At 41.8% G+C, this 24,213-nt stretch carries 20 protein-coding genes; 10 read left to right on the forward strand and 10 right to left on the reverse strand.

Annotated elements, in window-relative coordinates; translation table 11 throughout:
- The first annotated feature begins 119 nt into the window (after window positions 1–119).
- The 3 genes from DN53_RS06835 to DN53_RS06845 all read left to right on the forward strand — a co-directional run bounded on the left by DN53_RS06835 (window position 120) and on the right by DN53_RS06845 (window position 2,763).
- Window positions 120–410, forward strand: coding sequence for an HU family DNA-binding protein (locus DN53_RS06835; RefSeq protein ID WP_036380395.1), 291 nt, complete (start codon window positions 120–122; stop codon window positions 408–410).
- Between the two features lie 277 nt (window positions 411–687).
- Complete coding sequence (locus DN53_RS06840) at window positions 688–2,238, forward strand: Rne/Rng family ribonuclease (protein ID WP_129653646.1); 1,551 nt, start codon at window positions 688–690, stop codon at window positions 2,236–2,238.
- A 54-nt stretch (window positions 2,239–2,292) separates the two neighbouring features.
- A complete protein-coding gene (locus DN53_RS06845) occupies window positions 2,293–2,763 on the forward strand; it encodes a regulatory protein RecX (RefSeq protein WP_129653647.1) in 471 nt (156 codons plus the stop codon).
- 3 nt (window positions 2,764–2,766) lie between these two features.
- On the opposite strand, the gene DN53_RS06850 is transcribed toward DN53_RS06845, so the two are convergent.
- The gene (locus DN53_RS06850) at window positions 2,767–3,636 is read right to left on the reverse strand and encodes a cupin-like domain-containing protein (protein WP_129653648.1); all 870 of its coding nucleotides are present in this window, start codon (window positions 3,634–3,636) and stop codon (window positions 2,767–2,769) included.
- Between the two features lie 110 nt (window positions 3,637–3,746).
- Window positions 3,747–5,579 carry a TonB-dependent receptor plug domain-containing protein gene (locus DN53_RS06855; protein WP_129653649.1) on the reverse strand — a complete coding sequence of 611 codons (1,833 nt, stop codon included), beginning with the start codon at window positions 5,577–5,579 and terminating at the stop codon, window positions 3,747–3,749.
- A 95-nt stretch (window positions 5,580–5,674) separates the two neighbouring features.
- Here DN53_RS06855 and DN53_RS06860 point away from each other — a divergent pair, with 95 nt between their 5' ends.
- Window positions 5,675–7,171: an aminotransferase-like domain-containing protein gene (locus tag DN53_RS06860; RefSeq protein WP_129653650.1), complete on the forward strand. Its 1,497-nt coding sequence runs from the start codon at window positions 5,675–5,677 to the stop codon at window positions 7,169–7,171.
- 97 nt (window positions 7,172–7,268) lie between these two features.
- The gene (locus tag DN53_RS06865) at window positions 7,269–8,753 is read left to right on the forward strand and encodes an ArnT family glycosyltransferase (protein WP_242502086.1); all 1,485 of its coding nucleotides are present in this window, start codon (window positions 7,269–7,271) and stop codon (window positions 8,751–8,753) included.
- 18 nt (window positions 8,754–8,771) lie between these two features.
- Here the strand turns inward: DN53_RS06865 and DN53_RS06870 are convergent, their stop codons facing one another.
- Entirely contained in the window at window positions 8,772–9,158 is a 387-nt protein-coding gene (locus DN53_RS06870; protein ID WP_129653652.1) for a putative signal transducing protein, read from the reverse strand.
- A gap of 201 nt (window positions 9,159–9,359) precedes the next feature.
- Between DN53_RS06870 and DN53_RS06875 the strand changes: the two genes are divergently transcribed.
- Both DN53_RS06875 and DN53_RS06880 read left to right on the forward strand, forming a co-directional pair.
- Window positions 9,360–11,156, forward strand: coding sequence for a M61 family metallopeptidase (locus tag DN53_RS06875; RefSeq protein WP_129653653.1), 1,797 nt, complete (start codon window positions 9,360–9,362; stop codon window positions 11,154–11,156).
- A complete protein-coding gene (locus DN53_RS06880; RefSeq protein WP_129653654.1) occupies window positions 11,157–11,687 on the forward strand; it encodes a GNAT family N-acetyltransferase in 531 nt (176 codons plus the stop codon).
- A gap of 1 nt (window position 11,688) precedes the next feature.
- On the opposite strand, the gene DN53_RS06885 is transcribed toward DN53_RS06880, so the two are convergent.
- The 7 genes from DN53_RS06885 to DN53_RS06915 all read right to left on the reverse strand — a co-directional run bounded on the left by DN53_RS06885 (window position 11,689) and on the right by DN53_RS06915 (window position 21,925).
- Window positions 11,689–11,964, reverse strand: a complete 276-nt coding sequence (locus DN53_RS06885) for a hypothetical protein (protein WP_129653655.1) — start codon at window positions 11,962–11,964, stop codon at window positions 11,689–11,691.
- A 318-nt stretch (window positions 11,965–12,282) separates the two neighbouring features.
- The gene (locus DN53_RS06890; RefSeq protein ID WP_129654045.1) at window positions 12,283–12,561 is read right to left on the reverse strand and encodes a F0F1 ATP synthase subunit delta/epsilon; all 279 of its coding nucleotides are present in this window, start codon (window positions 12,559–12,561) and stop codon (window positions 12,283–12,285) included.
- An 87-nt stretch (window positions 12,562–12,648) separates the two neighbouring features.
- On the reverse strand, window positions 12,649–14,157 hold the full coding sequence (gene atpD / locus DN53_RS06895; RefSeq protein ID WP_129653656.1) for a F0F1 ATP synthase subunit beta: 1,509 nt from the start codon (window positions 14,155–14,157) through the stop codon (window positions 12,649–12,651).
- 162 nt (window positions 14,158–14,319) lie between these two features.
- The gene (locus DN53_RS06900; protein ID WP_129653657.1) at window positions 14,320–17,082 is read right to left on the reverse strand and encodes a TonB-dependent receptor; all 2,763 of its coding nucleotides are present in this window, start codon (window positions 17,080–17,082) and stop codon (window positions 14,320–14,322) included.
- Between the two features lie 210 nt (window positions 17,083–17,292).
- Window positions 17,293–19,140 carry a glutamine--fructose-6-phosphate transaminase (isomerizing) gene (gene glmS / locus DN53_RS06905; RefSeq protein WP_129653658.1) on the reverse strand — a complete coding sequence of 616 codons (1,848 nt, stop codon included), beginning with the start codon at window positions 19,138–19,140 and terminating at the stop codon, window positions 17,293–17,295.
- A gap of 128 nt (window positions 19,141–19,268) precedes the next feature.
- Window positions 19,269–21,110 (reverse strand): DUF4270 domain-containing protein, encoded by a 1,842-nt coding sequence (locus DN53_RS06910; protein ID WP_129653659.1) that lies wholly within the window; start codon window positions 21,108–21,110, stop codon window positions 19,269–19,271.
- A gap of 5 nt (window positions 21,111–21,115) precedes the next feature.
- A complete protein-coding gene (locus DN53_RS06915; RefSeq protein ID WP_129653660.1) occupies window positions 21,116–21,925 on the reverse strand; it encodes a glycogen/starch synthase in 810 nt (269 codons plus the stop codon).
- Between the two features lie 102 nt (window positions 21,926–22,027).
- On the opposite strand from DN53_RS06915, the gene panC reads away from it, so the two are divergent.
- The 3 genes from panC to DN53_RS06930 are packed head-to-tail and all read left to right on the forward strand — an operon-like array spanning window position 22,028 to window position 24,207.
- Complete coding sequence (gene panC, locus DN53_RS06920) at window positions 22,028–22,876, forward strand: pantoate--beta-alanine ligase (RefSeq protein WP_129653661.1); 849 nt, start codon at window positions 22,028–22,030, stop codon at window positions 22,874–22,876.
- Between the two features lie 12 nt (window positions 22,877–22,888).
- Window positions 22,889–23,239: an aspartate 1-decarboxylase gene (gene panD, locus DN53_RS06925; RefSeq protein WP_129653662.1), complete on the forward strand. Its 351-nt coding sequence runs from the start codon at window positions 22,889–22,891 to the stop codon at window positions 23,237–23,239.
- 2 nt (window positions 23,240–23,241) lie between these two features.
- Window positions 23,242–24,207 carry a lysylphosphatidylglycerol synthase transmembrane domain-containing protein gene (locus tag DN53_RS06930; RefSeq protein WP_129653663.1) on the forward strand — a complete coding sequence of 322 codons (966 nt, stop codon included), beginning with the start codon at window positions 23,242–23,244 and terminating at the stop codon, window positions 24,205–24,207.
- The last annotated feature ends 6 nt before the right edge of the window (window positions 24,208–24,213 follow it).

Below are 24,213 nucleotides of genomic sequence, written 5' to 3' on the forward strand. Positions count from 1 at the left end.
AAAAATACGATTGTGGGAATGTGTTAGTTTATATACTTAAAATTAAAGGCTTTAAACGAAAGATTAATTTTAATGTTTATATTTGCAAGCCAAAAAAATAAGAAAAATAATCAAGAGAAATGACGAAAGCAGATATTGTAACTAGAATCTCAGAGAAGTTAGGTATTGAGAAAGGAGACGTTCAGGCAACAGTTGAATCATTTATGGAGGAGGTAAAATCGTCCTTGGAGAATGGAGACAATGTGTATTTAAGAGGTTTCGGAAGCTTTATCATCAAGACAAGAGCGGAAAAAACTGGTAGAAACATTTCAAAGAACACTACCATCAAAATTCCTGCACACAATATTCCTGCCTTCAAACCTGCAAAGGTTTTTGTAGAAGGCGTAAAAAGTAATGTACAAGTAAAATAATATAACTAACACTAAAGCAAGAGCCCTATGCCGAGTGGTAAAAAAAGAAAAAGACATAAGGTAGCTACACACAAGCGCAAGAAGCGTAGAAGAGCTAACAGACACAAGAAAAAGTAGTTGTTGCAACTACTTTTTCATTTTACAAAAACACGTTCTTTGACATAGAGATTCAAGAAACGAATTTCAATCGGTTTGAAATAGAACCGATACCATATATATTGTTTAATCATTTATCCCATAAACACTAACTATCGGGATAAATTTAAAATCGATTCAGGTGAATAGAGAATTAATTGTTCGATCTAGTCCCGAAGCAGTCGATTTTGCCTTACTAAAGGATGGAAAACTTATAGAATTACACAAAGAGGAGGACAACAACAACTTTTCCGTAGGGGATATCTTTCTAGCCAAGATCAGAAAACCCGTTACCGGCCTCAATGCGGCATTTGTCAATGTAGGTTATGAAAAAGATGCATTCCTGCATTATCATGACCTTGGCCCGCAACTCTCTTCCATGTTGAAATTCATCAAAAAAGCAAGAACAGGGAAGGTAAAGGATTATACCCTGAAAGATTTTCCATTTGAAAAAGACATCGACAAGAATGGCAGCATCAATGATGTGATCAAAGCCAATCAGTCATTATTGGTACAAATTGTAAAAGAACCCATTTCCACCAAAGGACCCAGGATAAGCTCAGAGCTTTCCATTGCCGGTCGCTATTTGGTCATGGTTCCATTTTCCGATCGTGTCTCGGTATCGCAAAAGATAGCGAGCAAGGAAGAAAAGGACAGGCTCATACGTCTTGTAAAGAGTATTAAGCCCAAAGGATTTGGTGTTATCATCCGTACCGTTGCAGAAGGCAAAAAGGTTGCAGAACTGGACAAAGATCTTCAGAACTTGGTATCCAAATGGATAGCAATGTGCAAGAAATTGCCAAGAGCACCGCACCCCTCAAAGGTTTTGGTAGAGGTCAATAGGGCCTCATCCATATTGAGGGATGTTTTCAACGATTCCTTTACCGGAATCCATGTTGATGACGAAACTCTTTATAATCAGATCAAAGATTATGTACACGAGATCGCACCCGAAAAGGAATCCATTGTAAAGCAGTATTCCGGTTCCGCCCCCATTTTTGAAAAATTTGGAATTGAACGTCAGATCAAGACCTCTTTTGGAAAAACGGCCTCCATGAGCCGTGGGGCATATCTGGTCATAGAACATACCGAAGCGCTCCACGTCATAGACGTGAACAGTGGTAACCGTTCCAACAAGGCCAAGAACCAAGAAGATACCGCTTTGGAGGTAAACCTACTGGCCGCATCCGAAATTGCAAGACAATTACGCCTGCGTGACATGGGAGGAATTATCGTTGTGGACTTCATAGATATGACCCGAGGTGAACACAGAAGAAAGTTATTTGATCACCTACGGGAAGAAATGAAGGACGATAGGGCAAAACACAAAATTTTGCCCCCCAGTAAATTTGGTCTCATCCAGATTACCAGACAAAGGGTACGTCCCGAAATGAACATCAAGACCAGCGAGGAAAATCCCAATGGCAGTGGTGCCGAGGTGGAAGCCCCCATTGTCTTGATAGACAAAATCCAAGTAGATCTTGAGCGAATCCTAAAAAGCAAGCAAGCGAACAATGGCATTGTCTTGAACATACATCCGTTCATTGCCGCTTACCTGACCAAGGGATTCCCGTCCATACGTTCCAAATGGTTTATGGACAACAAAAAATGGATAAAAATCCAGCCAAGGGATGCTTACAAATACCTTGAATACCGTTTTAAGGACAAAGACGGTAAAACATTACATATATAAATAAGAAGCGGCTCCGCAATGGGGCCGCTTTTTTGTTTTATGTACATTTGGCAAATGCATCATACCAAAAGCTATACCCTCCCTGAGGCCACAAAAAAATTGGAACGTTATTGCGCCTACCAAGAGCGCTGTCATTACGAGGTTGTGGAGAAATTAAAAGGGATGCGCATGATTCCAGAGGCCATTGATCATATTGTTGCCCACCTTATCCAAGAAAACTACTTAAACGAGGAACGATTTGCCAAGAGTTTTGCCCGGGGGAAGTTCAATATCAAAAAATGGGGCAGAAAACGCATTGTAAGGGAATTGCAGCAACGTGAAATCTCCATATTCAACATTAAAAGTGCCCTCGCGGAAATCAATGAGGAAGACTACCTTACCACTTTGGATGAGCTTGCCAAAAAACGTTTGGACCAAATCAAGGAAAGTAACCTTCAAAAAAGAAAAAAGAAGTTGGCCGACTACCTATTTTACCGTGGATGGGAAAGCCACCTGGTCTATGAAAAGCTGCATGAGCTGATCTAGGCCCTATTTCTGCGCAACCAATCGCTGTGTTCTTGTCACGGCCTTCTCGTTTTTCCAATCAATCCATTTTTGCCCTTTCATTTTGCGCATAAAATTGTCAAAATGACGCATAAAGAAAATATTGTACACGGCCTTGCCAAAGTTTTTTGGCTTTCGAGCAATGGCTCGTAGACTCATGGAAAATCCTGGGGTTATGTACTTCATATGGTGCCAATACCCTTCGGGTATATACAGTACATTGCCGTGCTCCAATTGGGCCACATGTCCTTTGGCTTGTTGCAATGCAGGCCATTTTTCCAAATCGGGGTCCGCAAAATCAATATCCTCCCTTGTAATCAGGGAATGTGGGATTTTGTACAAAAACTTGGTTTCGGATTGCGCGTATAGGATACATTGCTTCTTCCCTTCAAAATGAAAATGGAAGATATTGGCCAAGTCTATATCGTAGTGCATAAAGGTGTGCGAATCACTTCCCCCAAAAAACAACATGGGCAATCCTTTCATCAACCGAAGTCCAAAATCGGGATACGAAAAGTCTTTTTGCAACTGGGGCACTTCCTTTAAGACGTTCCAAAGAAAAATGCGGTACTTGGTCGGTTCCCTTTTTAAAAGATCCACGTACTCGGCCATCTTCATTTTTGCATGTGGTTCGTTGAAGCCCTCATCGTGCTTTACGGGGCGATCATCATAGAGGGGAACCGTCTTTTCACCCGCCACCTCTTTCATATAATCCAGATTCCATTTGGAATACGCAGGCCAATCCTCAATAAAGCGCTCAATGACTACAGGCTTCTGGGGCTTGAAATATTTTTTGAGAAACTCCCTTTTGGTCAGGGTCTTTTCCCGAGGTATCTGTTCAAGATTTAGCTTCAAGATTTCAAGGAGTTTGAAACCACTAAATTAATAAAAGGTTTTGAAATGCTTACCTAAACCTTATTCCTTGGAAGCCAAGTTACTTTTTGCTTAGCAACTTCGTTTCCGTTCTATTTAAAACTATATCGCAAACCAAACAAAACATTACTTGGTGGCATAGGTACAAAACCAGACTCTATGTAATCTGCATCGAAAATATTACTTGCTGTAATGGTAAACTCCGCCTGTTTTACTCTAACCGCCAATGATGCATCCCAAACATTATAGGTTTGTCCGGTAGTACGTTCTGCATACTTGTAAATTATGTTTTGACGAACATTTTTGAACAATTGCGTGCTTAAGCGCGTGGTATATTGGTGTTTTAGAGTGTTTAAGGAGTAACGGGACAGTTCTTCGTTTTGATCAAAAATATTGTCATCTAAAAACGCATAGCCCATACTTAAGGTTTGCGCAAAGTCTTTGAACTTAAAATTATAAGCAGCATCCAGCTCTAGACCTTTGGTATTTACTTCCGTAATGTTTGTAGCTACAAACACATCCTCAGAAGCATCGTTTCTAATATAATCTATTAGATTGTCTGCGTCTCTATTAAAAACGGCAACGCTGGCATTAAATTTAGGAGAGGTGTACTTTAAGCCTACTTCTTGCGCAAAGGCTTCTTCCGGCTCCAAATCTTCGTTACCACTAGTAACTGGGTCATTGTAGAATAAATCTGTATACGTTGGTATACGGTAGGTATAACCAATATTACCATATACTTTAAACGTATTGGTAAGGTTATACCCTATATCCAAACCAGGGAATGCTTTAACCTTAAAGTCAGAAAAATACGTTATCGCCACACCTGGCGTAATATCCAACTTGCTATCTGCTATACTAAAACGGTGCTCTAAAAACACATTGGACATGAAACGATTTCGGCTACCTAGGCTATTACTTCTTAAATGGATTTTAGAAAACTCTACCCCAAATCCTGTAATTCCCAATTTAGAGGCATAAGAGGCATTGGTTTCTACCCCAACCTTGTTAGAAATATGCATGTTCCTATAAAAACCAGGCTCATTTCGTCTCAAAAGAAACAAGTCTTGGTTACGCTTCCAATAGATTCTTGGCTGTATTTTTAGCTTGTTTTTCTTAAAGGTGGTAGAAAACACCAACAGGCTGTTTTGGGTTTCTTCGTACTCATGAAATGTAGGATTGGCAGTATAAAAATTTTCAGCTCCAAAATTACGCTCCAAGAAAGTAGCCGTCATTTCTATAGGCTGTGCATTTTTATTGAAAATACTCTTTAAATAGTAATTGCCATTATCATAATCTGAGTTATTTCTATACCCCTCGGATGTCATTCTTCCCACATGTAGTATATGCGTCGAGTTTTCCTTATCCACACCAGCAGTTGCACTGCCATTCAATTGCCCAAAAGAACCCGCTTCCACATTTAAGGAAACCGCATTATCCAAACTCTTCTTGGTTATGATATTGATCGCACCAGCAAATGCATTTTGCCCAAAAACCCGAGCTGCCGGACCCTTTATAATTTCTATTCTTTCAATAACCTCCAATGGCAAGGCTGCATTCATGGTATGGTGACCCGTTTGCGCATCGTCCATTTTAACGCCATCTATCAATAATAAAGTTTGGTCAAAACCACCACCTCTTATATACAAATCTGCTTGACTACCACCAGTACCACGTCTTCTTATATCTACACCCGCTACTTGTTGTAACAAATCCGCCACATTTACAGCAGCACTATTTTTAATATCATTGGAAGAAATGATATTAATGGTTCTTGAATTTTCCTTGAAAGGAAGGTTAATTCGGTTTGCGGTCACCACAACTTCACTTAACGAATCTACCTTTACACTAGCATCGTCTTGTTGCGCTTTTAGCTGAAAAGCAACTGCCAGTAATATCACAGAAAATAAAATTGATTTCTTCATTATGTACGCTTGTATGGTAAGTTTTTACGTCAATTAATTTTATGCTGCAAAAGTCTTAACTTTCCGGACGATTAAACTAGTCCAGTTTTAAAACAATGAATAGTCCGGTTTTTGATGTATTGGTAAAACTAATAACTATAGACAAGTCTATGGTACAACCTGTATACGTTCAGGTGGCACAACAGATTACCAACGCCATTCAACGTGGTTATCTGGAAAAAGGAAGTAAGTTGCCCGGAACACGGGCTTTAAGTGAGTTATTGAACGTTCATCGCAATACAGCAGTAGCCATCTATGATGAATTGTCCTCGCAAGGTTGGGTAGACATCATACCCAACAAGGGAACTTTTGTGGTAGTACCAGAAGATTCCAAAGTAAAGATCAAAGCGACCATTCAGCATATCAATCAAGTTTATGAGTATCCAAAAACTCCAGGATTCCCATTCCAACAATCCTTTAATTTGGCATCTACCAAAGAGGAGACCTCTGCGAAATATTCCATAAATGATGGTAAGCCCGATTTAAGATTACATCCCGTGCACCAATTTTCTAAATGGTATAGCGCTGCAATGAAACGAAAACCTTTGATCAACAAATGGAATAGAACCAGTGCATTGATACCTTCTGTTTTTAGCACCCAACTTTGCAACTACTTAAATGCCACCAGGGGCTTCCATATAAAACCAACCCATTTATTAAATACCCGCAGTACGGAAATGAGCCTATATATTGTTTCACAGGTATTAATACATCCAGGGGATTTGGTCCTGGTTGGACAACTTAGTAATTATGTGGCCAACATGATATTTCAACAAGCTGGGGCAAAGATAAAAACAGTGCCTGTGGATGATGAGGGATTGGATATTGGTTATATAAAGAAGCATTTTATACAGGAGCACATTCGCTGTATCTATGTTTGCTCCAACAGGGACTATCCTACAACGACAACATTGAGCACCAAAAGAAGACTGCAATTATTGGAATTGGCCAAAACGCATGGTTTTGCCATAATTGAGGACGATTTTGACCATGATTTTCAGTTTGAAGGGTCTTCTATGTTGCCCATGGCAAGTGCAGATGCCAATGGGAATATTATTTATTTGGGTAAACTGGGACAATCTTTATTTCCAAGTTTTCATACAGGGTTTGTGGTGGCGCCAGATCAGGTAATTACCGAAGCCAATAATTACTTGCAACTATTGGACACCCAAGGAGACCTCATACAGGAACAAATGCTTTCTGAACTAATATCGGAAGGTGAAATATACCGGCTCAAGAAAAAAAATATAGTAACCTACAAACAACGTAGGGATACTCTATGCGGTCTTTTAAAAGAATATTTTAACCACGCACTTGATTGGCAAATACCTACTGGAGGGCTTGCCTTGTGGTTGCAATTTAAAAACCACATATCCTTGTTGAAACTAGCCGAAGAAGCTGAAAAACTGGATGTGTTCCTACCAAAAACCATTCTCTATCAAGATAAAAATACCTGCGCCATACGTTTTGGGTATGGGCATTTAAATGAGGAGGAACTTAAAATCGTAATTGAAAAGTTACAACAAGCATACCTACAGTTAGTAGCTGCTTAAAATAAAAAGAGACCATTTAAAAATGGTCTCCTTAAACATTCAAATTTATCTATCTTGCAAAGATGACAATCAATAGCCAAAAAACTTAATCGGGACCGTGCTCAAAAAAATTACCAACCTTACCTCGCCCAATTACAAAACCCTGGATTGGAAAACGGTTCTTCTGATTTTGTTCCTTGTCGCCTTTTTTATACGGTTTCCCTTTTTCTTCCGAGATTATGTGGATCGGGATGAAAGTACGTTCATCATCATGGCGCAGTCATGGGTAAACGGACATCTGCCCTACACCCAACTTTGGGACCTGAAACCACCCATTACCTTTTTGTTCTTTGCAGTCATTATTAAAATATTCGGCAAGAGTTTTTTGGCCATTCGGTTGTTTGGGACCTTATTGGTAGCCCTCACCGCATTGTTCACTTACGGAATGGCCAATACGATTACATCCAAAAAAGTGGCTTTTTGGGTCGCTATGTTCTGTGTGTTCTTCCAAAGCTTGTTTGGGAGCCTACAAGGGGTAATGTCTGAACATATCTGTACCTTTTTCTTTGTGGCCGGGATATATCTTTTATTGACCAAGGACTCTATAAAATGGTATTTTTTAATTGGAATCCTTTTTGGATTGTCCGTAATGTCCAAATTGAACATGGTATATCCTGTTTTGGGAGTTGGAATCTATTTTTTGTGGGAAGGATTTGCCATAAAGCAATTTGGGACTATCCTAAAAAAAATGGTTTTCATGGGAACAGGTTTTTTGTTTGTACTGGTCCTCACAGCATTGCCGTATTATCTTGAAGGTCATTTACAAGTGTGGTGGCAATCCATTTTTGAGGCGCCTTTGGCCTATTCCGATTCCAAATTCCATTCCCCATTGAAAGTATTGCCTTTTGTGGTTGCTATTCTTGGCCTGCTTGCAGCAGGGTTTGCCTCAAAAAAGATTGACATTAAGTCAAGGTCTTTACAAATATTGACGGTTATTGTCATTGCCATCCTTATCTCGTTCATGCAAACCGGTAAGGTGAACGGCCACTATATGATCCAGCTTTACCCTTTTGTCTTGATTCCTTTTGGAATTATGATTGGTAAGCTCCTCCCTGAAAAGAAAATTTTTAAGCCATTGGCCATAGTACTTCTGCTATTACTCCCAATGGAGGCCTATTTGGAATTCGTAAACATTGTTGGGAACAAGATGCAAAAAGGATCTTTTTTCAACGGGGAGGGGATAGACGTTCCCAAGTATATTGAAGCCCATGATCTGGACACCAAAAACATCTTTTTTACCGAGTACCATATTGGGTATTGGGTATTGGGGGTCAATCCTCCCACCAAAGCCGTGACCCATCCAAGTAATATTGCCCGGGAGGAACTATATCCCTACATGGAAAACCCCAGAAAAATGGGCATGGAGGAATTACAATATATCATGGACGTCCTGAAGCCCAAGACTATAGTAGCACGAAAAGGCAAAAAAATATTCGATAAAAAATTGGTGGAGTACAATGAATATATTGATGCCTATTTGACCCAACACTACTTCCTACTTGCCACTGTGGATCGTGGTCTTATTTACCAGCGCCTAGAATAATTCCAGTAAAAAATAATTTCATCCAGCAGGCTTGGTAATAAAATTGCATTGCATGCATTGGTACTTTCTCGGTTCAAAGAACGGAAACAGCTTATAGAAGACGTTACTTCTTGAGTAATAAATTTCGGATTTTGTGGCCTTGCAATTGGGGCAGACAACAGGATTGCCAAAATCATCGGTTGCATAGTTACGAACTTCATCAAAAATTTCCTTGGCCCGTTCCTTGTCTCTCGAGTATACTTGAAGCTTAACTCCTCCCAAAGCTGCACTAATCAAGGGGTCTGAATTAATGGTGGCTTCATCCCTTAAAAAAACAGGGATACCCTCCGCTTCCAATTTGCCCTTAATAACTACGGCATCCGCTGGAAACTCAAAGCTTCCCAAAGTGTAAAATTCAGTTTTCATCCTTTCAAAAATTTTGAGGGTTTGCAAAACGTTTGAAATTTCTCCTTTTGTATTGAAGGCCTGCAAACAAAATCGCAATCGCTCAATTTCTTGTTAAAATAGTCGATATTTTAAAATAGCTGCCGAAAAATTTCTCCATAACACAAATGTAGTTCTTCCTGTTTTTAAGCCCTATCTTAGGGCGTCATAAACCTATTGAAAATGAAACTTGTTCTCTCCTTTTTTGCAATACTTTCCGGTTTGTGGTCCATGGCACAGACCAATTCCTATACTATTTCGTTTGGGAATGCCGTACACCACGAGGCATCCATAAATGCAACTTTTCCTGATTTGGAGGGAGATACCATTTCCTTTCGGATGAGCCGTACTTCTCCAGGGCGATATGCCTTGCACGAATTCGCCAAGAATGTCTATGGATTTAAGGCTTTTGACAGTAAGGGAAACGCATTATCGGTTCATCGGCCCAATCCTTATGAATGGCAAGTTACCGGTCATGATGGCTCTATTCAGGTTCAGTATACCTTGTTTGCCAATCGCGGTGATGGGACCTATTCCCAAATTGATGAGACCCATGCCCATTTGAACATTCCCGCTACCTTTATGTATGCTCCTTCCCTCAGCGAACGCAACATTGAAGTAACCTTTGATGTCCGAGAGGATCTAAACTGGAAAGTGGCCACCCAATTACCCCTGGTTTCTGGTACCACCTATTCTGCGCCCAACCTTTACTATTTTATGGACAGTCCTACCGAGATCAGTGACTTTATGCTTCGGTCTTTTGAGGTTGATGGCAAGACCATTCAGCTAGCCCTTCATCACAATGGAACCGAAGCGGAGGCCGACACCTATTTTGAAAAAGTAAAAAAGGTGGTCTTGGCGGAAAAGGATGTTTTTGGTGAGCTTCCCAAATTTGATCATGGCACCTATACCTTTTTGGCCTGTTACATTCCCAATGCTTCCGGGGATGGTATGGAACACCGAAATTCTACCATTGTAACCAGCACCCGTAGTTTGGCCAATGGAGGAATGGAGCGCAACATCGGTACGGTGTCCCACGAGTTTTTCCATGCGTGGAACGTGGAACGTATCCGTCCAAAGTCCTTGGAACCTTTTGATTTTGAAGCTGCCGATATGAGTGGTGCGCTTTGGTTCGCTGAAGGCTTTACCAGTTATTATACCAATCTTATCTTGTGCAGGGCGGGCCTGATATCCCCAAAAGAATATGTGGAGGGCATTACCGGTACCTTTAATTATGTATGGAATTCTCCGGCACGGCAGTTTTTCAACCCTATTGAGATGAGCTATCAAGCTCCCTTTGTTGATGCAGCCACTTCGGTAGATCCCGTGAACAGGGACAATACCTTTATCTCTTACTATTCCTATGGCAGTGTCCTAGGTTTGGCCCTGGACCTTTCTTTGCGTGAAAATGGTCTTACCCTCGATGATTTTATGAAGTTCGTTTGGCAACAATACGGAAAACCTGAAGTTCCCTATACCCTAGAAAACCTTCATGATGCCCTCAACGCATTTGCGGGGGAAAAGTTTGGGGATGATTTCTTCAATACCTATATCTATGCAAGTGGGATGCCCGATTATGTTTCTTTGCTGAACTCTGTTGGGGTGAATCTGCAACAGCCTAAAACAGAACCTTATTTTGGGGCCTATACGTCCATGAATCCTGATAATTCAGGGTATAAAATATTGAGAAATCCCATTATGGGCAGCCCTGCCTACCTTGCCGGATTGGACAATGGCGATGTAATCCTTAACATCAATGGCACTTCTTTTTCCGAAGATCAAGACTTTTTGGATTACCTGAAGCAATTCAATATAGGAGATTCCTTAAAAGTGAGCTTTAGCCGTTATGGTGTGCCAAAAACTGCCTCGTTGATCTTACGCCCGAGTCCCGATTATTCCATCCATCTTATGGAGGACAAGGAGCAAACTCCATCAACCCCAATGCTTCAACAGCGGAAAAGTTGGTTAAAACAGGAATAGATGATTTACTATAAACAGGCAAGTTCCACACAAGAACTGGAACAGATCCTTTCCCTTCAGCAAAAAAACTTGGCCAAAAGCCTAACCACGGACGAGCTGGAAAACGAAGGCTTTCTCACCGTGGAACATTCCATGGAGATCCTACAGGCCATGAATGAGGAATGTGGGCACATCATTGCTTTGGAAGATGGTGAGGTCATTGGATATGCCCTTTGCATGCATCCCAAATTTGCCGACTCCATTGAAGTTTTACAACCCATGTTTGTTGAAATCAACAAGGCAGTGGCAGGCAAAAGCAACTATATGGTCATGGGGCAAATCTGCGTTTCCAAGAGCCATAGGGGAAAAGGTATTTTTAGAAATCTATACCTTACCATGAAAAATAAGCTTCCCGAAGGTTTTGACACCATTATTACCGAAGTTGATGAAAAAAATCAGCGTTCATTACAGGCCCATTTAGCGATTGGCTTTAAGAATTTAAAAAGTCATATGAGCAATGGACAGAAATGGAGAATAATACTAATGGAATAATTTACTGGGGTTTGGTTTCGACCCATTTTTTATCATATGGGTCTGTTGCGTCCAAAAGGTCAACTCTTAGCGACTTTGCTATATGAAGTCCCATATTATATGAGGGTTCCATAAAAGAATTCTCATAAACGTTGAAATGCCTATTATTAGCATACCAAAGATTAACATCATATGTAAATTCACCGTTGGTTTTTGGCTGCTTAAATACAGAAACATATTTGACTTCCGGCAACTTTTTCCATCTGCCTATGTGTATTGGCCCGACAGAATATTCCATCTTATATTTTTTAGACTTTAAATCGAAATGAACACTCTTCACCATAGAAAAAATAATTCCTTACACCAGAGCGAACACCCCTATTTCAAAATTTCCGACAATCCACTTTTTATAGTTATTGTCAAGGTCAAAAAGATTAATTCCAAAAAAATACAATAGCAATAGGACTATGCCAATGGTAAAGAAAAAAGATGCCAAAATCAATTGTAAGATTGATCTATTTCCCTCAGAAATAATAACCCCTTCCGTTTTCATCTAAATTCTAAAATAAAAAAAAGCCGCCCAATTGGGCGGCTTTTTTTTTCGTGAATTTGTTTGTTAATCGGCCAAGACAATTATTTTGTTGTCTTTCATCTCTATTGTTCCACTGGTAATGGACAGTACAGTTTCGCCGTTTTTCCCTGCGGAAAATTTATCCTTAAAAGCTTCATCAATTTTGATGTCCCCTTTTACCCTGACGTTTCCAGCTTGCAACAAAGAAACAATCGGGGCGTGATTTTCCAACATTTGAAACTCTCCATTTACACCAGGTACCGTAACCGAGGTTACATCGCCTGAGAATAAAGTCGCTTCGGGTGATACTATTTCTAAATACATATTTTCTATTGTCATTCCTGCGAAAGCAGGAATCTTTTTCAATTTGACTCAATTAATAATGAGATTCCTGCTTTCGCAGGAATGACATTACGCTTCCGCCAACATTTTTTCTCCGGCCTCGATAGCTTCTTCGATGGTACCTTTAAGGTTGAAGGCAGATTCTGGCAAGTGATCCAATTCACCGTCCATGATCATGTTAAATCCTTTAATGGTATCCTTAATGTCTACCAATACCCCAGGGATACCAGTAAACTGCTCCGCTACGTGGAAAGGCTGTGACAAGAAACGTTGTACACGTCTTGCTCTACCTACGGCCAATTTATCTTCTTCAGAAAGCTCTTCCATACCCAAGATGGCAATAATATCCTGAAGTTCTTTATATCGTTGCAACAACTCTTTTACACGTTGCGCACATCCGTAGTGTTCTTTACCCAAAATATCCGGAGTCAAAATCCTAGAAGTAGAATCCAAAGGATCCACAGCAGGGTAGATACCCAATTCCGCAATTTTACGGGAAAGTACGGTAGTTGCATCCAAGTGGGCAAATGTTGTTGCAGGAGCAGGATCCGTCAAGTCATCCGCAGGAACGTAAACCGCCTGTACAGAAGTAATGGAGCCTCTTTTGGTTGATGTAATCCTTTCCTGCATGGCACCCATTTCGGTAGCCAATGTAGGTTGGTAACCTACCGCAGATGGCATACGACCCAAAAGTGCGGATACCTCAGAACCAGCTTGGGTGAAACGGAAAATATTATCCACAAAGAACAATACATCCTTCCCTTGTCCGTCTCCGGCACCATCACGGAAATACTCGGCAATGGTCAATCCAGATAGGGCCACACGGGCACGGGCACCGGGAGGTTCGTTCATCTGACCGAACACAAAGGTTGCCTTGGATTCTTTCATGGCCTTCTTGTCCACTTTGGACAAGTCCCATCCGCCTTCTTCCATAGAATGCAAGAAAGCATCACCATATTTTATAATTCCCGACTCCAACATCTCACGAAGCAAGTCGTTTCCTTCACGGGTACGTTCCCCAACACCAGCAAACACGGAAAGTCCACCGTGACCTTTTGCAATGTTGTTGATCAACTCTTGGATCAATACGGTTTTTCCAACACCCGCACCTCCGAACAATCCAATTTTACCACCTTTGGCATAAGGCTCGATCAAATCGATTACCTTGATCCCAGTAAAAAGTACTTCTGTTGAAGTGGAAAGGTCCTCAAATTTTGGCGCTTCCCTGTGAATGGGCAATCCATTGTCTCCAGCTTTAGGAAGGTTTTCCATACCGTCAATGGCATCACCGATCACGTTGAATAGGCGACCGTACACATCTTCTCCGATCGGCATTTGAATTGGAGCACCCGTGGCCACTACTTCAACACCTCTACTCAAACCATCGGTAGAGTCCATGGAAATGGTCCTTACGGTATTCTCACCAATGTGGGATTGTACCTCCAATACCAATTTGGAACCATCCGCTTTGGCAATTTCAAGGGAATCATAAATCTTGGGAATCTCAGTTCCCGACTCAAACTCAACATCAATGACCGGGCCAATAATCTGGGCAACCTTACCTGTAACTTTAGACATTACTGTGTTTATTTTTAATTGAATACGAGGAAAAAACCGTTTTTTTTCCGGCTGCAAAGATATACTTTTCCCTTTGTAATCAGAAACTAAAAATCTTCTTTTTTAACAATAAAAAAGGCACTGAAAAAATCAGCGCCCTTGAATATTTTTTTTGGTAATGCTCTATGGATTGATGGTCCATGAAACATAGTAGATGGAACCAATGTTTCCTGTACCCACAGCGGTAAAGTACTCATCTCCCAATATATTGGAGCCTCCAACCTTGAAAATGGATTTTATACTTGGAACGGCGTAGTTCAACTGCGCATCCAATACTGTAAAGGAAGGAATGTCGCCATCCGCGAAAGATGCTTCCCAGAAATAGCTGTCGCTCCACCTGTAGTTCACATTAAATCCAAAATTTGTGAAAAGCTCTTGGTTTCCAAAAGATGCCTTCACCTTATGTTTTGGAGTGTTGAAGTTTGTTCTAAGATCCGGGAACTTCCCTTCATCAATATCCAATTCGGCAAAGGTATAGTTTACCCCTAGATCAAAGTTACCCAGTTTGGTGTCTACTCCTACCGTTGCCCCGTAGGAGTTAATATCCTGATCGGAGTTGGTATAGGTTTGATACACTTGATAGTCTCCATTTTGAAGCGCCAACAAGGACAATCCTCCATCCCCGGCTTCACCATAGAACGGAACGGCTGTAGTAGTATTGGCCAAGAAGTTTTTGTACTTGTTGTAGTACCCACTCAAATCAATGGTGAACTTCCCAATTTGGGCCCTATACCCTGCTTCATACGCGGTAATTTCCTCGGGCTGCACCAAAGGTGTGTTGACGGCTTCGGGCGCCCCAGCTTGTAGGGAAGCGGTAGAATAGGCATTTTCATAGGCAGCACGACCCACAATTTCCACTGTGGCAGGCATCCCAAGATTATCTTGAGCGGCTTGACTTACATCGAATGTTCTCACATCCCTGTCCAGGTTAGCTGGAGCTGAACCTACCAAGATGGCACGACCGGCATTCAGTCCAATGAACAAATCCTGTGTAGTCGGGTTTCTGAAACCTTGTTGTACCGACACCCTAAAATTGTGGTTTCTGTTTTCACCTGCCGTATAAGCCAATGAGATTCTTGGCGAAAGGAAACCGTCAAAAAATTCGTTTTTATCATAGCGTGCAGAACCTGTGAACTTTAGACGTTCATCCATAAACTTCTTCTGCAGCTGCAAGTAAGCCCCATATTCATTATAGGTAATTGGTCCATCAATATCTGTAAAAATGGTCCCGTTGGAGTTCAATTCATATTCCCGGAACGAGCCTCCAATTTGAAGGTCGGCCCAATCATCTATCAAATGGGCCAAATTATAGTTTCCGTTCACGTGACGGAATTTGGTTTCGTCCACAAACTTGGCACCCGTGCTCAAATCCCCATCATTAATTACTTTATTGAATGCATTTTCAAAAGCAGGAGTTCCCGGAATCAACCTTCCTTGATCGGCCGCTTGACGGCCAGCAATATGTGCTTGGGCGGAAGACTGCTCAGGCGTAAGTCCGCCCTGTTGTATTCCTCCCAGATAGGTGGGGATGTATGCGGTGGCATAATCCGTGAACCATTGCGTATCTGATTTCCATGACCTATTCACGTTGATTGCGGCGAAACGGGTATCATACGCATCCCCTGAATTTTCGGAAACGATATAACCCCTTAGGAAGAAGTTATCGTTCTTTATTTCCAAACGATGTTGTTGCATGGTAAATCCTGCAACAGCATAACGGTTAGCTCCTTGATAAATAGTGGTGCCACGCCCAATCCTGCTGTTCAAAATAACCTCTAGGTCGTTACCGAAAGGTCTATAATGGAATGCAAAATCCGCCTTCACACTTTCCGCATTGTAATTGGCCAAATCCGCTTCATCATAGCCTGTTCGGGAAATCAAGGCAGAACCAACAGTCCCTGTAGGCAAGCCTGCGGCGGCATCAAAGTTCAAGGTGGTTGAGACCTCGTCTCCATAAACATTCAAACCATCATAAGCCGGATTGGAACGATCTGCTCCGGGGTTATTCAAATCTATGGTTCGATTGGCATGCCAATCCTCACCTGTCAAAACGGAAAGATTTGCCTTAACGGCCACTTTATCACTAAAGGCATGGGCCGCCCTAATACCAAAGTCCTTATAAAAGTTACTGCCAGCGGCATCTTGTACTGTGACCCCTCCTTTAGCATAGGCACTGATTCCTTGAAAGTCAAATGGATTTTTACTCCTCATGAACAGGATACCATTAAAAGCCCCTGCCCCGTACAAGGCTGAAGAGGCTCCTGGCAAGATTTCCACGCTTTGCACATCCAATTCGGACATCCCGACCAAGTTCCCCAATACAAAGTTTAGGCCCGGTGCAGTGTTGTCCATTCCATCCACCAGCTGGAGGAACCTATTGTTGGCAAACGTGGCAAACCCTCTGGTATTTATGGATTGAAAGGTCAAACTATTGGTATTGATGTCCACTCCTTTCAAATTTTGTAATCCGCCATAGAAAGACTCTGCCGTTGTATTCTTTATTTCCTTCAAACCAAATCGCTCCACGGAAACCGGGGATTCAAAAATCCGCTCCGGGGTACGGGAAGCCGAGACCACTATCTCGTCCAAAAGGGTAGAAACCTCCCCCAATACAATTGAAAGTGTTTGGTTATTGGCCGTAACATTGGCTATAAATTCAGAAAAACCAATACTACTGACCCGAAGTCTGAACGGGGGCTCTTCTGATGTATTAAAAGTAAAGTTTCCATCAAAATCGGTAGTGGTTCCTTCCGCCTTTCCCATCAACACCACATTGGCTCCTGGGATAGGCTCATTATTTTCATCAACCACCTTTCCTTGGACCGTTGTCTGCGCGTATGTGACAATTCCAAAGAGCATGAGGGAAATACTGAATAGTCTTCTCATTGGTTTTGAATTAGAGTTAGATAAGTTTTAAGTGCATATTAAATAATGTAATGTGGAAGATACATTTTTTTTTATTTGCATTCCACAAATATGAAAAAAATTATGCATGCATAATACTTATTTATCAAAAAACACCTCGAAAGACTACGTATTTCATAAAAAAGGCGCCAATTACGGCGCCCTTTAATAGTAAATTATGAATTTGGAAAGTTACTCTACGGTAACCGATTTTGCCAAGTTTCTGGGTTGGTCCACATTACATCCCCGCATTACCGCAATATGATAGGAGAGCAATTGTAATGGTATGGTAGTCAACAACGGAGAAAGACTTTCAGACGTTTCTGGAATCTCAATAACGTGGTCGGCCAATTGCTTCACACTTTTGTCCCCCTCGGTAACAATGGCAATAATTCTTCCTTTTCTTGACTTGATTTCCTGAATGTTACTGACCACTTTTTCGTAATGGCCTTTTTTGGTGGCAATGACCACTACGGGCATTTGCTCATCAATGAGGGCAATAGGTCCGTGTTTCATTTCGGCCGCCGGATATCCTTCTGCATGGATATAACTGATTTCCTTTAGCTTTAATGCACCTTCCAAGGCCACTGGAAAATTATAACCTCTTCCCAAGTACAAACAATTGGCCGAGTCTTTATAAATTTCCGAAATCTCCTTTACCAAGGCATTGGATTTCAGGGTTTTCTCTACCTTGGCAGGAACGGATTCCAACTCCGTAAGGTACTCATGGAACTTGGATTGCGAGAATGTTCCTTTTTCTTGGGCCAATCTCATGGCCAATAGGGTCAAAACCGTAATTTGGGTAGTAAATGCCTTTGTTGAGGCCACCCCGATTTCCGGTCCCGCATGGGTATAGGCCCCTGCATGGGTTTCCCTTGCAATGGATGAACCTACCACATTACAGACTCCAAAGACAAAAGCTCCTTTTTCCTTGGCCAATTTAATCGCGGCTAAGGTATCAGCCGTTTCCCCGGATTGGGAAATGGCTATCAATACGTCCTTGTCAGTAATTACAGGGTTTCTATACCTAAACTCCGAAGCGTATTCTACCTCAACAGGAATACGGGCCATATCCTCAAAAATATACTCGGCCACCAGACCGGCATGCCACGAAGTTCCACAGGCCACTATAATGATTCTATTGGCATTGAGGAATTTTTCCAGATTCTGGTCAATTCCTGCCATCTTTATAATACCCTTATCCGCCAATAATCTACCTCTATAGGTATCCATAATGGCTCTAGGCTGTTCATAAATTTCCTTAAGCATGAAATGCTCGTACCCGCCTTTTTCAATCTCTTCAAGATTCAATTGAAGTTCAAGGATATTGGGATAGGCAATGGCATCGTCTTTGATTTTCCGCATCTTGATTTCCTTTCCGATACGTACAATTGCCATTTCTTCATCCTCCAAATACACTGCGTTATTGGTAAACTCTATAAATGGAGAGGCATCAGATGCAATGAAGTATTCATTTTCCCCGATTCCGATTGCCAAGGGGCTTCCCAGTTTGGCCACAACGATTTCATCGGGCTTTGTCCGATCAAATACGGCAATGGCATAAGCTCCCACCACTTGATTCAAAGCTATCTGCACTGCTTTTCCAAGCTTTACCCCTTCTTTCTTCTTAACCTCCTCTATTAGGTTTACCAACACTTCGGTATCAGTATCCGATGAAAAAGTGTAACCCCTTTTGGTAAGTGCTGTTTTTATGGATTCGTAGTTTTCAATGATTCCGTTATGGATAATCACTAAATCTCCGGAATTTGAACAATGGGGATGGGAGTTTACATCGTTTGGAACACCGTGGGTGGCCCACCTTGTATGGCCCAATCCCAATTTTCCTTTTGTTGGAATGGTGGCTTCCGTTCTGTTCTTAAGGTCTTCAACCTTTCCTTTGGTTTTGGAAAGACTTAGGTTTTCACCGTCGAAAAGCACTACACCGGCACTATCGTACCCTCTATATTCAAGTCTTTGCAGACCTTTTATCAATACAGGATAGGCATCTCTATGGCCTATATATCCAACTATTCCACACATAAGATTCTTTTTGGGTTAATGATCATTTTGGGTTTAGGCCCATAAAATTATAATCTATTGCCTAAAAATAGACAAAACGACATCGGTAAACCGATGAACGACCCAAAATAAGCCACAAGAAGTTGTTTTTAATTGGCCTCGGTGTAGAAAATCTCCAATTTTAACCTTTTATCGCTATCGGAATCCGCTACGTTGCTTCCATAAAGCACTGTTCCCAAGGGGCTTATACTCGCCCTGATAGGAACCTCTATTGCTTGCCCGCCTTCTCCTATTCCCTCTTGTATTCCAGTGAAGAATATATTCGAGGTTGTGGTCAAGGCCAAAACGGCATTGGTGGAATCCCTGACGATGATATCATTTAAATGTTCGGTTATCCTAACTGTATACTGTACTCCCTTGCTGTTCTCCTTTTTGAGGATTCCGTCGTAATTAAGGAACAATCCCAATGGAGCACTGTTGGCATCCACTACATTAATGGCGTTCCTCTCCGTATTGGGGTCCAATATGGGCTGTTTGGTCTCCGCATTGTACAAATACAATCTTGGTGGTTCCACTGCATCGTCTCCCAATGTTTCTCTATCTACATAAAAGACCAGATTGGCTTCGTTGATAATCCAATTATTTGCCTTGATTTCGTTAATGACGCTCGCCCCACCATTTACAACATCATCAAAAAGTCGTATTTCGGTAAGGGTCTTTGCTCCTTTCACATAGATCCTTGAAGCGTTTTCACCATTGTCAAGTGCCCCAGCAATTTCCGGCGTAAGTTCCTCATCCTGAAAAACATTGACCGCATTGCCCAGTGTTATCCCGTTGCTGCTCAATAATAAACCCAATACAAAATCCCTTTCCGCAGGGACCACTTCTTCAGCTTCACTGTCATAATCCTGATATTCGTAGGTTATGGTAATATTGGCTTCGGTAAGGTCCAAAAGGAACATGAGTTCATCCATTCCCGTACCCGTAATATATATGCCCCTTAAAAAGTCATTGAAGTTGGATTGGCTCAAGAGTTCGGACTGTCCTTCTTTATCCAATATGTTCTCTTGGAAAAAGGTCGGATTGAGCGGCACGCGTATGCCGGGGGGGCGTCGCGAGGCAACCACTGTTTTGGACTCATCCACATCCTCAGTATCCGGATCATCTTCGGCAAAAATGAGCACCTCTTTATTATCAATGGTTATGGTCTTGTTATCTGCCATGGTCAGTTCTTCCCCTATAAAACTGGAAAAATCCTGATTGGAAAAATACTCCTGGGCCTCTTGAAAACCGGTATTGGGATCCAAATCCCTTAAAAAATAATTGGATCGGTATACCGAAATCTCAAAACTTGCGTCCCTGTCCCCATAAATACTATCCAAATCAAAAGTCCTGCTGAAGACATTGGGTATAAAATCATCTGCCGTTCCATCTTCATTGGGGTCAAGGGGATTGGAGCCGATATTGGTTTCGGCAACGTCTGTGACACCATCTCCATCTGTGTCGGAAGTTGGATCGTCAGGATCTGCATCAAATTCATCATCTACCCCATCTGCATCAGAATCCTTTGTAGATGAAGGCGGAATCTGGAACGGGATGTTCAGATATACCTCTTTTACGGTTTCTTCCTCGGGAACAGTGGAAGCACTGCTATCAGAATCGGCAGTGTCTTCAGTGGCTTGGGACGAATCCCCAAAAACTGGATCACCAACTCTGTTGGGCAAAGATAGCTGCGAAAGAATGCTGGCATTTCTTTTTCCATATACGGGATCATTAAAGGTTCCCAACTGGTACAGCGGCAACCTATTGGTCTGCACCGCTGTGATACTTTTATTGAAAGCAAAAACCTCATAGGTCTTCCTGCCCGTTGTAAAGGGCTCCCCACCAACAACACCTTCACCTATGGTGTCCAGTTCGTCTTCACAAGAAGCAATCAGCAGAAACAAAGTTCCAACCCAAGCTGAAACTTTTACGATCTTGGAAAATCTCATGCAATTTATTTTAAAACTTCTGTTTTATAGAAATTTGTGTATGCTTCCTCCGCTTCCTGAAGCGAAACGTAGGGCAATACGGGTTTGGAAAGATTGGCAATGTGGTCTTTTATCTCCTCAGACACCTCTTCCGCGGCTAAAATAATGGCATCGGAATGATCTACGGCAACCTTTAACAAATTATTATAGTCGGGTTTGGCCAAGGCAGAAACGGTTTCTTTGTCTATACCATCAAAGGCAACTTTGTTGATCATTTCGCTGTCCAACTCCCCTTCAAATCCTTTGTTATAAATGGAGGTTATTATTTTACTGTCCGCAAATAAAGGTTCATCTGCGTAGTACTCCCTGAGGTACAATGGAACCATAGAGGCCATCCAACCGTGCACGTGGATAATATCCGGGCTCCAGTTTAATTTTTTAACGGTTTCCACAACGCCTTTGGCAAAAAAGATGGCCCGCTCATCGTTGTCCGGGAACAAATTTCCATCAGCATCCGTGAAAGTCGCCTTTCTTTTAAAGTATTCTTCGTTGTCGATAAAATATACCTGTATCCGCTCCCTTGGAATGGATGCCACTTTAATGATCAAGGGCATATCCATATCATTGATCACCAGATTCATCCCAGATAAGCGTATCACCTCATGCAATTGATGCCTTCTCTCGTTGATGTTTCCATATCTCGGCATAAAAATGCGTATTTGCCCGCCATTGCTGTTGACCATGCGGGGCGCTTCGTACGACATTGAGGAAACTGGATTCTCTGGGAGGTAAGGAACTAATTCAGAAGATACGAACAATATCTTTTTGCCATTCATAAACACTTTCTTTTGTTTATCCGAAAAACGTAGCTGCAAAAGTACAAAAATTATGCTGATTACCAGTATTTATAGTATTTTTGCACGCTTTTGATCCATGTGATGCACCTATTTGACCGCAAAAAAGAACTGATTTCCTTTTTACAGGAAGAACGCGACAAAAACCACACCGTTGGTCTGGTACCCACTATGGGCGCCCTGCACCAAGGCCATATTTCCTTGGTTAAAAAGGCACTTTTGGAGAACGATTTGGTGGTGGTGAGCATCTTTGTAAATCCAACCCAATTTGACAAAAAAGACGATCTTGACAAGTATCCCAGAAATCTTGACCAGGATATAAGCATCTTAAAGGATGTTTCGGAAAAAATCATTGTATTTGTTCCTTCGGTTGATGAAATCTATGGCTCCAATATAGCATCCAAGCACTATGAATTTGATGGCTTGGACAAGGTCATGGAAGGTGAATTCAGGGAAGGTCATTTCAATGGCGTGGGTACCATTGTGGAAACCTTTTTAAGAACGGTCTCCCCGGACAAGGCTTATTTTGGGGAAAAGGATTTTCAGCAATTGCAGATCATTCGCAAAATGGTGGAATTGAGAAAATTGCCCTTTCAGATCATTGGCTGTCCCATAGAGCGTGAACCCCACGGTCTGGCCATGAGCTCCCGTAATGAACGCCTGTCAAAACCGACTAGAAAAGAAGCCAGTTTCATTTATGAAACCCTCCAAACTGCCAAATCCAAATTTGGCACGGAAAGTGCATCAAGTATTGCGGGCTGGGTAAAGGATGAGTTTAAAAAAAATCCCCTGTTTGAACTGGAGTATTTTCAAATAGCGGACGAAGACACCCTGACACCCATCCTAAAAAAACAGGAAAACAAAAAATATAGGGCGTTCATAGCCGTTTATGCCGATGATGTTCGCCTAATAGATAATCTAAGATTGAATTGATACATTTGCACCATGCAAGTACAAGTTGTAAAGTCTAAAATTCACAGGGTAAAAGTAACCGGGGCCGATCTCAATTATATTGGCAGCATCACCATTGATGAAGATCTTATGGATGCCGCAAATATCATTCGAGGTGAAAAAGTCCAGATTGTGAACAACAATAATGGCGAGCGATTGGAAACCTATGCCATCCCTGGACCAAGAAACTCAGGGGAACTGACCCTAAACGGCGCCGCGGCCAGAAAAGTAGCTGTAGGTGACGTGTTGATTTTGATCACCTATGCATGGATGGATATTGAGGAAGCAAAATCCTTCAATCCAGCATTGGTCTTCCCCAATGAAGCCACCAATCTACTGAACTAGTTTTGGGCACCTCCCTGAAAAAATTCCTTAAGATTTTTGTTCCCATTGCCTTTGGGCTCTTTTTGGTTTGGTATTCCTATAATTCCACTTCACCGGAAGAGCGTAAGCAAATCATTCATTATATCTCCAATGCCAATCCTTTTTGGGTTTTCATTTCGGTTCTTATTGGAATTCTCAGCCATATTTCAAGAGCTATCCGGTGGAAGTATCTACTGCAACCCATGGGATACAACCCAAAGTTCATCAATAGTGTTTTGATCGTGCTCATTTCCTATTTCGCCAACTTGGGCATTCCCAGATCAGGGGAATTTCTTAGGGCCACTGCATTGACTACCTACGAGAAAGTCCCTTTTGAAAAAGGATTTGGCACCATTGTCACCGAACGGGTAATCGATTTACTGATGCTATTGCTCATCATCTTGATCACTTTGGTGCTTCAGACCAATTTTATCTTGGGCTTTTTGGAAGAAAAGGGGGTCAATATTATTGGCGCCGCAGGAATTTTATTGGTGGGAATCGTGGGATTGTTCGTGGGAACCTACATCATACGCAAATCCAAATCTCCTTTTGCCATAAAGCTGAAGGGGTTTCTCAACGGGCTACAGGACGGGGTACTCAGTGTCTTCAAAATGAAGAACAAGTGGCCGTTCATCTTTCACACCCTTTTTATTTGGGCAGCCTATTTTGGCATGTTCTGGGTCATAAAACACACCGTTGAAGAGACCATGTCCCTAAGCTTGGGACAATTGTTGGTGGCTTTTGTGGGTGGCGCCTTTGCCATGTCCACAACCAATGGTGGAATTGGCCTATATCCCATTGCCGTAAGTGCGGCTTTGGGCATTTATGGAATCAGCTCCGTATCGGGCGATGCCTTTGGGTGGATCATGTGGATCGCACAGACCCTCATGGTGGTGGCTTTTGGTACAATATCCTTTATTGTATTACCGTTATTGAATAGGAATCGGTAAACCCCA

It is taken from the genome of Flagellimonas olearia (genome assembly GCF_004150225.1).
Taxonomy (GTDB): Bacteria; Bacteroidota; Bacteroidia; order Flavobacteriales; family Flavobacteriaceae; genus Flagellimonas; species Flagellimonas olearia.